Below are 12,847 nucleotides of genomic sequence, written 5' to 3'. Positions count from 1 at the left end.
GCTTCATTTTGGGACGATCCTGTTTTTCGTTGAATGGGATGGATTAATCCGCTAGAAATCGATTTTTACTCATTTTCACTTGTTCAATCATATGCCCGATGTTTCCTTCACCTGCAAATAGGGTCATGTCAAAAAAATCCCGGTTCAAATCAGACCAGTACAATTCATTTTCATCCCCCGAGATCTCTACATCCCCCTTCAATCTGCCGGCATAGACTTCAACATAGCAATTCTGAAAATAGTATTTGAAATCCATTAGATGATGCAAAGTAATATGTTCTCTAGAGATGTTTGTTTCTTCATATAGCTCTCTATAAGCAGCGTCGAGCCCGGACTCTCCGTTTTCGATTTTGCCGCCGACCAGATTGCTTAATCCTTTATAAGGGTCCTTTAATCGTTTGCACATAAGCAGCCGGTCCATATCCTTGCTGTAAACCATAAGAACATTATATCCTTGCATACCTGATCTCCTTGTATTATGCGGTATAGAGAATTTTGCACGAATGTCCGGAAACGGAGTTATAGGAAAAAGGCGGCCGCTTCCTTGGAGGCGGTCTCCGGAGTCCGGAGGCTTAAGTATTCGCCGTGCACAAAGTTGAATACGTTCATATCGCTCGTGGCCAATAGTCCCGTAGTCAAACGGGGGATTAACCGGATATGCACCCCACTGGCCTCAGTCCGACGGACGGGAATGAAGGCCGCCAGGTTAAAGCTTGCGATGCCCGCCTCCCGGAAGAAACGGAAGAACCGCAGCAGGCTCTCGGCCAAGGCGAGCCAATGCCGCTCGTCCAACTCCACGAACGAAGGGGCGTCCTCATAAATTCCAACAAAGTCATAATGGCTTCTTGGAGCATAGGCATGCACCCATCCGAGGGTGTCCTGCTGCCCGACCCAGCGCTGCTGAAGCCGTCTTTCCTCTTCCAACAATGCTTGATAGTAGGGTTGTTTATATTTTTCATAGAAGGCCTGGCCGTATTCGGAAACCGTCGCCTGATAACGGGTCTGCTGCTCGGAAGCAAGCACATGAATATGCGGATGCAGTATACTTCCGCCCGAAGGGGGGAGGTAATTCCAGTTGATGGACGCATGAGTCGCCTTCGGGTCGGTCTGCAGCACTTTGGACAGATAGGCATGAGCGACGGACAGCGCGTCTGCGAGGACCGGAATGCTGAACTCCTCCAGACGGACATAATGCGAATCGGTCATTCGCACGACAGCGTTATGCTTGCCGTAAGGAAATAAGTTGGGAAAGGCGACCGCTTCTCCCTTGACTAACCTTCCGCCCTCTACAATCTCGTTAGAAAATGTGGGGGTCATCGTGTGAACATTATCCGGGCAGAAGGGGCACTTGCTTCCTTCGGTGGCCTTGGCAGCCTCCTCGTAGCCCGGAGGAGTAAAGGGGGCTCCGGCCCCGGGATCATAAACCAGTCGCGAGGTTTCCCCGGTCAGGGGATCGAAGCGGACTTCCGTTTTGCGCTCCAGCGGTTTCCCGGCCGGATCGAGAAATGTAAAGAACTCCTGCTCTGCACGAAAAGTAAGGGTCATGCTCCAAGCCTCCTTGCGCTTATTAGCTGAAATCTATCTTTTACGAATGCCAGACATTCCCAATTAAACAGATATCAGCTATTATACCATACCTGTCCCGTCAGGTGGTCATTGAAAGATGTTCACGTAGAGAACATCAAAAATACCCGGTTAGTAAGACAAGCCGGGTTATGATACACTCCATTATAAATACGATCACAGATCATAAGGCGGTGGGGACAATGTTGAAGATGCTTGTTGTCGATGATGACAAGTTCGAGCGGGACGGGGTCAAGTTTCTGGTCGACAAGTACGATTTGAAACTGGAAATCGCCGAGGCGGACAGCGGAGAAAGCGCGCTCGAATATATCGCAAGACATGATGTCGACATTTTGTTTACCGATATCCGCATGAAAGGAATGGATGGGCTTGAGCTAGCCGAGGAAATCCGTGAGCGCGATGCGTCCGTCAAGGTTATCTTTATGAGCGCATGCGGCGAGTTTGAATATGCGCAGCGCGCAATCGATCTGAAGGCGATTCGCTACATATTGAAGCCGGTGCAGGTGAGCGAATTTATTAAAGTCGTATCTCAAGTGATTCAGCTGTGCAAGGAGGAGCGTCAGGCGAAGGAGAAGCAGATACGGCTGGAGGAATCGTATCGCAAGGAGCAGCATTACCATAAACAGAGGCTGCTGACCGATTATATTATGGGACGTGCCGATTCATCAGCTGAGGGAGAAGAGATCGTCCGGCCGCTGCCGATTGCGGGCTTCAATGGTTACCGGTATATCCGAATGCTTCTGCTGGATTCGCGAACCCGGCTGTTCGATCGGTTGGATCTCGATTTCGACCGGCAGATTGTGGAATCGGTGCAGCGCGCTTGCGATGTGGTCCATTTGAATGAATTTCAAAGCCTGCTGTTACTCGAAGCTTGGGCCGAAGAGCCGCTGCAGAAGCTGGTGGAGACAGGGCATAATTTGATGGAATGGCTGCGATCCCGGTTTGACTGTGAGGTGACGGTTGTCATCAGTGGTCTGGTAGAGGATGCCAGGCAGCTTTACAAGGAATACAATGCGTTGGAGACGGTGCTGGAGAACAAGTTCTTCTTTGACGAAGGCACAGTGCTGCTGGCGAATCATACGTCATTCGCCATCGATGATATAGCGAAGATGATGGATGACCTTCTTCAGAAGCTGACGGCTCATATCCGGCGTCATCGTTTCGAAGCTGTGGAGCCGGGCTTTGATCAACTGTTCAACTTATTGCAAAATAGCGATCATTTTTCGGTCGTTTATGTCAAATATGTATGTACGGAGATTGTGAAGGTACTTTTTGAAACCGCTACCAAAAAGAACGCCAACAAATTCAGAGAAGATTTGGAAAGCATCTATAAAACTGAGCGGCTTAGCGATCTGCGCCAAGTGATGCATGAGCTCTTTGCCGATTATGGGCCGGCAGCTTGCGACGTCTCTGACAGAGTGTCCAAAGCGGTAGAGGAAGCGGTGCGGATAATCGAGCGCGAGTATGCCGCCGATTTATCGCTTGAATTGCTGGCAGAGCGGGTTTATTTGACGCCGAACTATTTGAGCCATTTTGTTTACAAAGCAGAAGGGGATCAGCATTAACAAATATATTACGCTGTTCCGGATGGAAAAGGCCCGGGAACTGCTGCTGACGACAAACCGTAAAATCGCCGATATTGCCCGGGATGTCGGCTATCAAAATTTACCTTACTTTGGTTCGTTGTTTAAAAATTATTATGGCAAAACACCGTCCCGATTCCGGAAAGAGGCCTAGACGATGAAGCGGCTGTTCTATCGGTATTTCAGCCATTTGCGGTTCAAGCACAAGCTGTTTCTGTCCTATTTGACGGTCATTCTTATTCCCGTCTCGGTGCTTGGGGCCTATGCTTTCAATCAGTCCAGGGCGATGCTGGAGCTTCAAGCTCTGCAGGGCATTGAAAAAAATGTGAACACGATATCGGAAAGCATCGGAAGTGCGGTTGGACGTTACAACCATGCGGTGCGCTCGATCGTTTACAACAAAATATTTCAAAAAATCGTCAGCAACGATTATATTGATCTGGTCAACCTGTCCCGCGATTTGAAGGAATATTTGACGCCGTACTTCATTATGATGACGAACCTGGACAAAGATATTGAGAAGGTCACTTTCTATACCCATAGATATGTGCCGGAATATGGGGATTCCGTCCTGTCCGCAAGCAGAGTGGAGCGGGAGTATTGGTATGCGGACGCCATTGGCGGAGCAGGCAATCAGACCCACTGGTTTTACGATGAAGGTTTGTTTGTAACCGGTACATTTCCGGATTTGTCTGCAGAACGGAAAGATATCGTATATATGCGGATTAATGAAACGAGCTTTTTCAAAAATGTGGCGGAGCTCGCGCAGGAATATGGGGTGGTGATTGCCGACAGCCGGGAGCAAGTGATTTACAGCAATTTGGGTGCTGCGAATATAGCGGCACTCGATGTGGACAACATATCGGGGCTGAACGAAGGAATGATTTCTGCCGGCGAAACCGAGCTGTTTCTCGTCAAAACGATGGTGCCCAAGACCGATTGGACGATCTACTGCCTTGTGCCGGCGGCACAAATGTCGCCCAACGCCGGATCCATCTTAAATGCGACCCTGGTAGTCATCCTTATATGTATCCTGATTCTTCTCGTCATTATTTCCATCTTCTCCAAAACGATGATCAGCCGTATTTATAAATTGAATATGCTGATGAAGCGGGTGGAACGGGGAGAGCTGGACTTGCGGGTGCACAGCGCGTTCAAGGACGAAATCGGAGAGCTGACGAACGGCTTCGGGCACATGCTGATTCGGCTGAATGAACTGATCGACGAGTCGTATCGCAGCAAAATTGTGCAGAAGGAGGCTGAAATGAAAGCTCTGCAATGGCAGATTAATCCTCATTTTTTATATAACACGCTGTCGTTCATTAACTGGCAGGCGCTGAGAAGAGATGCGCATGACATTAGCCATGTAGTTACTGCGATGGCGAAGTTTTACCGGACGGCGCTGAACCGCGGCAACAATATTATCTCGGTAAGAGAAGAACTGGACAACATCAGGTCGTATATTGAAATTATTCAAGCGATGAATGAGTACAGCTTTGATGTTGTGTATGACATTGATGAGCGTGTCTGTCGATATGACACGATTAATCTGATATTGCAGCCTTTGGCGGAAAATGCTGTCAAGCACGGCATTAATCAGAAGACGGAAGGGCGGGGGCGGCTTCTAGTAAGCGCTCATTTAGGGGATGGCGTCATCCGCTTTTCGGTTGAAGATAACGGTCCGGGCATGCCGCCTGAGACCGCGGAATCGATATTGACGAGGCAATCTGCCGGGTATGGGTTGAAAAATGTCAATGAAAGACTGCATCTGTTGTTCGGCGCCGAGTACGGCCTGTCTATTCACAGCCGGCAGGGAGCCGGTACAGCGATGGCGGTAACGATTCCGCAATACAGACAAGATTCAGGTTCATAACGGATGGATGATTGTCGGCGCTGCAGAAGCTTGCCCCTCACCGGGCAGGCTTCTTTCTTTGTGAACTCCGTAGAAAAGTGAAAGATATCAGAAATATTTGATAATTTAATATTTATTGGCCCGTGATATGATTTTAAACAAACAAAGAAAGCGTATTCACGGGAGGCGACGGCGATGGACGACATCACCATAGCGGCGATAAGCAGACGGCGGGAGCTGCGCAGGGAGAAGCAAAAGAAGTATAAGCGGTATCGCGTGCTGCTGCTCATGATGCTGCCCGCGGTTGTCTATTTCACCGTTTTTCACTATTTGCCGATGTACGGTGTGCTGCTGGCCTTTAAAGAGTTCAAAATTACGCAGGGGATATTAAACAGTCCTTGGGTCGGATTTGAACATTTCAACAAAATTATGGGCGATTCGTATTTTTACGTCGTGCTGAAAAATACGATCATCATCAGCTTGTATAAGCTGATATTCGGTTTTCCCGTTCCGATTATGTTCGCCTTGCTGTTAAGCGAAGTATCCAGTCTGAAGTTTAAAAAAGTGGTGCAAACCGTCTCGTATTTGCCGCACTTTATTTCATGGGTTGTTCTGGCGGGCATCTTTTTCACTTTATTTTCGCTTGATGGGCCGGTTAATGCGCTTCTCAAATGGTTTGGCGGCCAGCCGCAGCTGTTTCTGGCCGATGACCGCTACTTTCGCTCAATTCTGGTCATTACAAGTATTTTTCAGGGATTCGGTTGGGGCTCGATTATTTATTTCGCGGCCATCTCGAATATCGATCCGCAATTGTATGAGGCGGCCATTATTGACGGGGCGGGGCGGTTCAAGCGGATGTTCTATATTTCCATTCCGATGCTTGTGCCTGTCATCGCGATCATGCTGATTTTGTCCATGTCCGGTATTCTCGACGCGGGCTTTGATCAAATTTTCAATATGTATAACGTTAAAGTCTATAACGTCGCTGACATTATCGATACCTACGTATACCGCAAAGGCCTCATAGAAATGAATTACAGCTATGCCACCGCAGTCGGATTGTTCAAGTCGGTTGTAGCGCTGATTCTGATTATTGCAGTTAACCGAATAGTCAAATGGATTGGCGGCAAGGAGTATGCATTATGGTAAACGGTACGGGTGAGGTGAGAACCGCATGTTAAATGTGAAGAAGACGGCAGGGGAGCGGCTGTTTGACGTTGTGCTGTATGCCGCACTGGTTGTGATAATGTTCTGTACGCTGTACCCGTTCTGGACACAGGTTGTCATATCGCTGGATGGAGCCGGAGCCGACAGCGCTGCTTATTCATCGGGAATCATTTTGTTTCCGACCGAGCTGACCTTCGAGAGCTACAAGCTGGCTTTCAAGTTTGACGCCTTATGGACGGGGTATTGGAATACGATCGTTCGAACCGTGCTGGGCGTATGTTTGTCCACTGTGCTGACGGCGATTACGGCCTATCCGTTGTCCAAGCGGGATTTGCCGTGGAACGGCACATTTACCGGGTATATCCTGTTTACGATGTTGTTTTCCGGGGGCTTGATTCCCACCTATCTGCTCATTAAGCAGCTGAATATGCTCAATACGATTTGGGCGCTTGTCATTCCAGGGGCGATCGGAGCGTTCAACGTACTGATCATGCGCAATTTCTTTCGCTCGATTCCCGATGAACTGGAGGAGTCGGCGCGGGTCGACGGAGCCGGGTACCTTCGCATTTTCACACAAATTGTTATTCCTTTGTCGAAGCCTGTACTGGCGACGATCGCATTATGGGTGGCCGTCGGCCACTGGAACGCCTGGTTTGACAGTATGATCTACATTTCCGATCCGAACAAGCAAGTGCTTCAGATCGTATTACGCAAAATTATTATTCAGAACAATATGTCGGATATAAACAGCGTCATTCAAAATTTGGGCAATAAGACGGAGTTTTCCGGAAGACAATTGCAGGCGACGGTAGTTATGTTCTCCATTATTCCGATGCTGATTGTGTATCCGTTCATCCAGAAATATTTTGTCAAAGGGGTAATGATTGGCGCTATTAAAGGGTAGCCCCCTATTAATAGATAGATCCGTCATTAAGAGATCCATAAAAAAAGAAAGGGTTGGTTCGAATGAAGAAGGAGCGTTGGCTCATTATGGGGCTGTGCGCCGCCATGTTAACGCCGCTGATGGCGGGATGCCTGGAATGGCTTAAAAGGTTTCTGGGCGATGACCCGTTTAAATATGTCAGAAGGGACGGCAAAATTTATGGGCTGCCTGTTATTTGGGACATTGGCATCGACGGCATTCAGCTTGGCTTCCGCGACGACTGGCTGAAGAAAGTCGGCATCGACAAAACGCCGGAAACGCTGGAGGAAATGGAAGCGGCATTGACGAAGTTCCGCAATGAAGATCCGGACGGCAACGGGAAGAAGGATACGTACGGCATTACCGCAACCGGTGAAAATGTGCAGAGCATGTTCAGTTCCGTATTCGGAGCGTTCGATGTCTACCCCAACATTTTCCGGGAAAGGAACGGCACCATTGTGCGGGGCGAAATCGAACCCGGGGCCAAGCAGGCGCTTGAGGTGCTGAACCGCTGGTACAAAAATGAACTGATCGATCCCGAATTTGTCGTGAATAAAGGCGAGAACGTGGAAGATAAAGTGATGACCGATAAAGTCGGCGCGGTTGAATATTACTGGTGGTCATTCCTGCCCGGCAACGCATTCCTCGGCGGAGAGTCATGGCATGAGCTGGCGAAGAAGTATGAAGGGTTTAGCTTCGCCACAGTCGGAGGGGTTAAGGGACCTGAGGGAAAATATGGCATTTCCCAATATAATCCGGCCTTTGCCTCGGGCGTAATGTTCGGCAAGCAATTGGAGAATGACCGGGAGAAAATGATCAAATATATGCAGGTATTCGAGGCAACGCAATTTAATCCTAAGTTTTACGAGCTGCTCCAGTTCGGCGAGAAGGGCAAGCATTGGAAAGAGAATGAGAAAGGCACGGTTGAATTTATTGAGCCTTATACGGATGAGAAGGAGCGCAAAAAAGCGGGAATTGGCCACTACTCCATGGCCGGGTCGTTCAACGATTACGATTTCCAGACTTCCTATACATCGGATGAAAGCTTGCGTGAGCTGGCGAAGAATACTCGCGCCAAGGGAACGCGCAATATCGATATCCTCGCTCCGTTCAATAAACCGGTGTACAACGAAACGCGGGATAAGCTGAATCAATTAACGCTGCAAACGTACATCGACTTTATTACCGGACGAAAATCGCTCGATGAATTTGATAACTTTGTAGCGGAATGGAGAAAGATCGGCGGAGACAGCGTACTGGCCGAAGCGCAGAAAGTGTACGAGGAAAATTTGAAGTGAGCGACACTGGCGGGGCGGCGATGAGACGCCAAGAGCCGGGTGCGGAGGGTAAGGAGGCGGGAAAACGATGAATAAAATTGCAGCGGATGCATCGTGAGTTGGCAGGATACGGCGGACGGCCAGGAATATGCGTCAGCGTCCGCCGGCGGTTCGCCGTTGATTCGCGCGGTCGTAGATGGAAGGCTGTGCTTGCCTTCATCGGTCATATGCCGGGACGAAGGGGATGGGAAAACGAGTATGCTGACATTCGCTTTTGCAGATGTCGACATACAAATCACTGTGAAGCTGACTTGCAAAGAGAAGTATGCGAATTTTGAAGTTACACATATTGACGACGTGGATCGGGTGGATACAGTCATCTGGGGGCCTTATGTCACTGCGATGTCCGGTTCCATCGGCGAATCCGTCGGCGTCGTCCATAATGGCAATTTCGCCATCGGTCTCCAGGCTTTGAATGTGAAGACGGTTGGCGGCTGGCCGATTGAGCTGGAGAGGCCGGAGTATGTTCAGCCTTCCTACTCGGCGCCAAGAGGCGCCGAAGGAGAGGAGAGCGAAAGCGGAAGATCGGCCCCTGACGGCACACAGCCGTCCGACAGCAAATTCGAGTATGAAGTGTGTGCGGCATGGCCGGCGACTGAAGGCAGCCTGCTGCAGGCATTCGCGCGGAACCGTACGAAAGCGGGCCGCAGCGCAGTATGGAATTTGCCCGATATAACCGTCGAGCCGATCGGCGGAGAAGATGCCTGTATTGCCGGAACCCGGATCGCGCTGTTCGGTTGTCCGGCCGATCAGGTGCTGGATACGATCGAAGCGATCGAGCTTGGCGAAGGATTGCCGCATCCGACATTCGACGGCGTCTGGGGCAAAAGGTCGCCTGTTGCAACATGTTCATATCTGATCACCGATTTCTCCGAATCAACGATATTAGAAGCGGTTCACTATACGAAGCTGGCGGGTCTGCGTTATGTGTATCATCCCGATCCTTTTGCCGATTGGGGCCATTTTACTTTGAAGCCCGGCAGCTTTCCGAACGGGGATGAGGGACTGAAAGCTTGCGTCGAGGCGGCGGAAGCCGAGGGTGTCCATGTAGGTCTTCATACCTTATCCAACTTTACAACATTGAATGATGCTTATGTGACGCCGGTCCCGGATAAGCGGCTGCAGCTGGCCGGAACAGCCAGACTGACATCGGCCGTGGATACGGCGGCGGATCAGCTAGAGGTGGACGATCCCGTCCCGTTCAGAGCGCAGCTGTTCCGCCATTCGGCCCGGATCGGCGATGAACTGATCGAGTATGAGGCGGTGTCGGACAGCGCGCCGTGGAAGCTGCTTGGGGTGAAGCGCGGAGCGAACGGCACCGTAGCGTCAGCGCATGACGCCGGCACGGCGATCGGCCGGGTGTGGGATCATCCGTACGATGTTTTCTTCCCGAATATCGAGCTGCAGGATGCTTATAGCGAACGGATTTCGCGGTTGTATGCGTCTGCCGGATTAAAGCAGATTTCGTTCGACGGCCTGGAAGGGTTATACGCAACGGGGCAGGACGGGTATGGCGTGAACCGATTTGTCAAGCTCTGTTATGATCATTGGGGCGATGAAGTGATTAACGATGCGAGCATTGTCGTCCCGAACTATTTGTGGCATATTTTTACGCGCTTCAATTGGGGTGAACCGTGGGGAGCGGCGACGCGGGAAGGGCAATTGGAGTGGCGGCTGAGCAACCAGCGCTATTTTGCCCGCAATTTTATCCCGCCGATGCTGGGATGGTTCCTCATCCGTTCCGCCTCCGAGCGGTTCGAGGCAACGACGCTGGATGAGATCGAGTGGGTGCTGTCCAAAGCGGCCGGATTCGGCGCAGGCTTTGCCCTGGTTGCCGATATGGCCGTGCTGCGAAGAAACGGCAACATTGCAGCGCTGCTTGAGAAGGTAAGCGAATGGGAAGCGGCACGCCGCGCCGGCGCCTTCACACCGGAGCAGCGGGAGCGGCTCCGCAAGCCGAAGGGCGACTGGCATCTCGAGGCGGCCGGAGACGACGGCTGGCTGCTGTACCCGCTCGCCCGGTCCAAGCCGCTTATCTGCAGCCCCGCCGAACTGCAGCCGGGGCAGCCGGGGGGCTCGGATTGGGCATTGTACAATCCGTATGCTGCCCAGCCGCTAGCCTTTACGCTGCGCGTAGTGCCAACTTACGGCAATGAAGAGGCTTCCGTGAAGCGCCCCACTGTGTACACGGATGGCGTATATATGACGTTTGATACGGAAGTTATGGCCAACCAGTATCTGGTTTGCGACGGCGACCGGTACGGCAAAATTTACGACAGCAATTGGAATTTGCTGAGGACGGTGCAGGCTTCGGCGGAAGCGCCGACGGTCCGGCACGGCGGGCAAACGCTCTCCTTCAGCTGCAAGTTTGTGGGCGAGCCGAAGCCGGAGGTTCGTGTCACGGTAATGATGCGTGGCGAACCGGAGAGGGTCGGTGTCCCGGCCGTCCGCAGCAACTAAATAAGGAAGGCGGAGCCGTCCCGGTTTACGGGACGGCTCTTTTAATGTACAATTTATAAGACCGGGCCCCCCTGTAAAATACCGTATAAACTCTATCGAAGTAGAGTCCAAGGAGAGCGACCGCGGTTGGAGGAAGGTATAGACGAGGATGCCGACGCTGTTTGGCTGCGGACGGATACGCTATGCTTCGAAGGTCGCGCGTCGCCGGCATTATAGCGGACTCTCAAATTCCGCGATAATACATCAATTATGGAAAAAGCCCGCGAAAATGCACTAATTTCGCTCTAAAATCACCCATTCCTCCTGGAACGGGAAAAAAGCTGTATTTTCTCAGGCTTTGCAGCGGATACGGAGCCACCCGGCTAAAAGCATGCAGAATTGCGGGCTTTTTGGGACGGCTCAATCCGAGTGGAAGCACCCGGCGCTATCGCCTTCAACAATATATCAATGTCTTACAGACAGGTGGGATCGGAGCCTATGAAAAAATGGTTTCAAAAGCTGTATTCGGAATATTTGCTTATTCCGCGGGCGGTCCGCCTGCTTTTTCTATGGGGCTGGATCATTCTCCTATGGTATCTGGTGCTTAAATATTTTTCAATATTTTCGTGATGTGCTACATTTAACTTTCCTCCGAAAGAAGTCTCCCACTTCTAAACGTGAAGGTGCGTCAGCCCCAGTGAAAGTGGGAGATGAATATCGGTTAGGCGTAGCCTAAAGTTGTCTATTCATCTGGAATATATTACAATAAAATTAGAACATATATTCTGTTTAGAAATGAGGTGATTTGATATAGCAAACAAAGCATATAAGTTCCGTCTGTATCCAACGCAAGAACAAGAGAAACTCCTTGCCAAAACCTTCGGTTGTGTTCGTTTCGTCTACAACAAAATGTTAGCTGAACGGCGTGATACATATGAACAATTCAAGGGTGACAAAGAAGCGCTAAAGAAACAAAAGTTTCCTACTCCTGCTAAGTATAAGGAGGAGTTTGCATGGCTCAAAGAAGTAGATAGTCTCGCATTGGCGAACGCCCAACTGAATTTGCAGAAGGCATACAAAAACTTCTTCTCTGGTCGTGCTGAATTTCCGAAGTTCAAAAACCGTAAGGCAGGACAATCCTACACAACCAATGTGGTAAACGGAAACATTATGCTTTTGGATGGCTATATCAAATTGCCGAAACTGAAACTTGTGAAAATGAAGCAACATCGGGAAATTCCGTCGCTTCATATGATCAAGTCTTGTACGGTTTCTCGAACAAAAACAGGAAAATACTATGTTTCTATTCTCACTGAATACGAACATCAACCTGTACAAAAAGAAGTGCAGACGAGCGTTGGCTTAGATTTTTCCATGAATGGCTTATTTGTCGATAGTGAAGAAGGTGAGACAGCCAATTACCCTCGTTTCTATCGCCAAGCCTTGGAAAAATTAGCGAAGGAACAGCGTATTTTATCACGTAGAAAGAAAGGCTCTAGTCGTTGGCACAAACAACGTCTGAAAGTAGCGAAGCTACATGAAAAAATAGCGAACCAACGAAAGGACTTTCTACATAAGGAATCGCACAAATTAGTGAAACTGTATGACTGCGTGGTTATCGAAGACCTCAACATGAAAGGAATGTCACAAGCACTCCATTTCGGGAAAAGCGTTGCTGATCATGCCTGGGGCAAGTTCACAACATTTCTCCAATACAAGTTAGAAGAGAAAGGGAAAAAGCTTATCAAAATAGATAAATGGTTTCCATCATCCAAAACTTGCTCATGTTGTGGTCAAGTAAAAGAGTCTCTATCCCTTTCTGAGCGTAAATTCCACTGTGATTGTGGTTTTGTGGCAGACAGAGATTGGAACGCTTCTATCAACATCAAACGTGAAGGATTACGCTTATTAGCGTTGGTATAGCAAAAAGAACTCTTGGAACGAGAGGGATAGCTCGGTCAGT

General features: G+C 49.8%; 11 protein-coding genes. 9 read left to right on the top strand and 2 right to left on the bottom strand.

Translation table 11 applies throughout. From position 1 onward, the window contains the following. Positions 1–43: 43 nt before the first annotated feature. Both ACTHRH_RS08920 and ACTHRH_RS08915 read right to left on the bottom strand, forming a co-directional pair. Entirely contained in the window at positions 44–460 is a 417-nt protein-coding gene (locus ACTHRH_RS08920; protein ID WP_440415127.1) for an NUDIX hydrolase, read from the bottom strand. A 59-nt stretch (positions 461–519) separates the two neighbouring features. Further along, positions 520–1,545, bottom strand: coding sequence for a hypothetical protein (locus ACTHRH_RS08915; protein ID WP_440415125.1), 1,026 nt, complete (start codon positions 1,543–1,545; stop codon positions 520–522). Between the two features lie 221 nt (positions 1,546–1,766). On the opposite strand from ACTHRH_RS08915, the gene ACTHRH_RS08910 reads away from it, so the two are divergent. The 9 genes from ACTHRH_RS08910 (at position 1,767) to ACTHRH_RS08870 (ending at position 12,807) form a co-directional block, all read left to right on the top strand. Further along, complete coding sequence (locus ACTHRH_RS08910) at positions 1,767–3,149, top strand: response regulator (RefSeq protein ID WP_440415123.1); 1,383 nt, start codon at positions 1,767–1,769, stop codon at positions 3,147–3,149. 22 nt (positions 3,150–3,171) lie between these two features. Beyond that, entirely contained in the window at positions 3,172–3,321 is a 150-nt protein-coding gene (locus ACTHRH_RS08905) for a helix-turn-helix domain-containing protein (protein ID WP_440415152.1), read from the top strand. 3 nt (positions 3,322–3,324) lie between these two features. Next, positions 3,325–5,040: a sensor histidine kinase gene (locus ACTHRH_RS08900; RefSeq protein ID WP_440415121.1), complete on the top strand. Its 1,716-nt coding sequence runs from the start codon at positions 3,325–3,327 to the stop codon at positions 5,038–5,040. Positions 5,041–5,214: 174 nt separating this feature from the next. Continuing rightward, entirely contained in the window at positions 5,215–6,168 is a 954-nt protein-coding gene (locus ACTHRH_RS08895) for an ABC transporter permease (protein ID WP_440415119.1), read from the top strand. A 25-nt stretch (positions 6,169–6,193) separates the two neighbouring features. Continuing rightward, the gene (locus tag ACTHRH_RS08890; RefSeq protein WP_440415117.1) at positions 6,194–7,090 is read left to right on the top strand and encodes a carbohydrate ABC transporter permease; all 897 of its coding nucleotides are present in this window, start codon (positions 6,194–6,196) and stop codon (positions 7,088–7,090) included. Positions 7,091–7,152: 62 nt separating this feature from the next. Continuing rightward, positions 7,153–8,406, top strand: a complete 1,254-nt coding sequence (locus ACTHRH_RS08885; protein WP_440415115.1) for a hypothetical protein — start codon at positions 7,153–7,155, stop codon at positions 8,404–8,406. A gap of 93 nt (positions 8,407–8,499) precedes the next feature. Continuing rightward, positions 8,500–10,905, top strand: coding sequence for a hypothetical protein (locus tag ACTHRH_RS08880; RefSeq protein WP_440415113.1), 2,406 nt, complete (start codon positions 8,500–8,502; stop codon positions 10,903–10,905). A 477-nt stretch (positions 10,906–11,382) separates the two neighbouring features. Then, entirely contained in the window at positions 11,383–11,514 is a 132-nt protein-coding gene (locus tag ACTHRH_RS08875) for a hypothetical protein (RefSeq protein WP_379291097.1), read from the top strand. Positions 11,515–11,694: 180 nt separating this feature from the next. Beyond that, the gene (locus tag ACTHRH_RS08870; RefSeq protein WP_440415150.1) at positions 11,695–12,807 is read left to right on the top strand and encodes an RNA-guided endonuclease TnpB family protein; all 1,113 of its coding nucleotides are present in this window, start codon (positions 11,695–11,697) and stop codon (positions 12,805–12,807) included. The last annotated feature ends 40 nt before the right edge of the window (positions 12,808–12,847 follow it).

Source organism: Paenibacillus sp. SAFN-117 (assembly GCF_051966115.1).
Taxonomy (GTDB): Bacteria; Bacillota; Bacilli; order Paenibacillales; family NBRC-103111; genus Paenibacillus_L; species Paenibacillus_L residui.
This window is presented reverse-complemented; position numbering and strand designations above follow the sequence as displayed.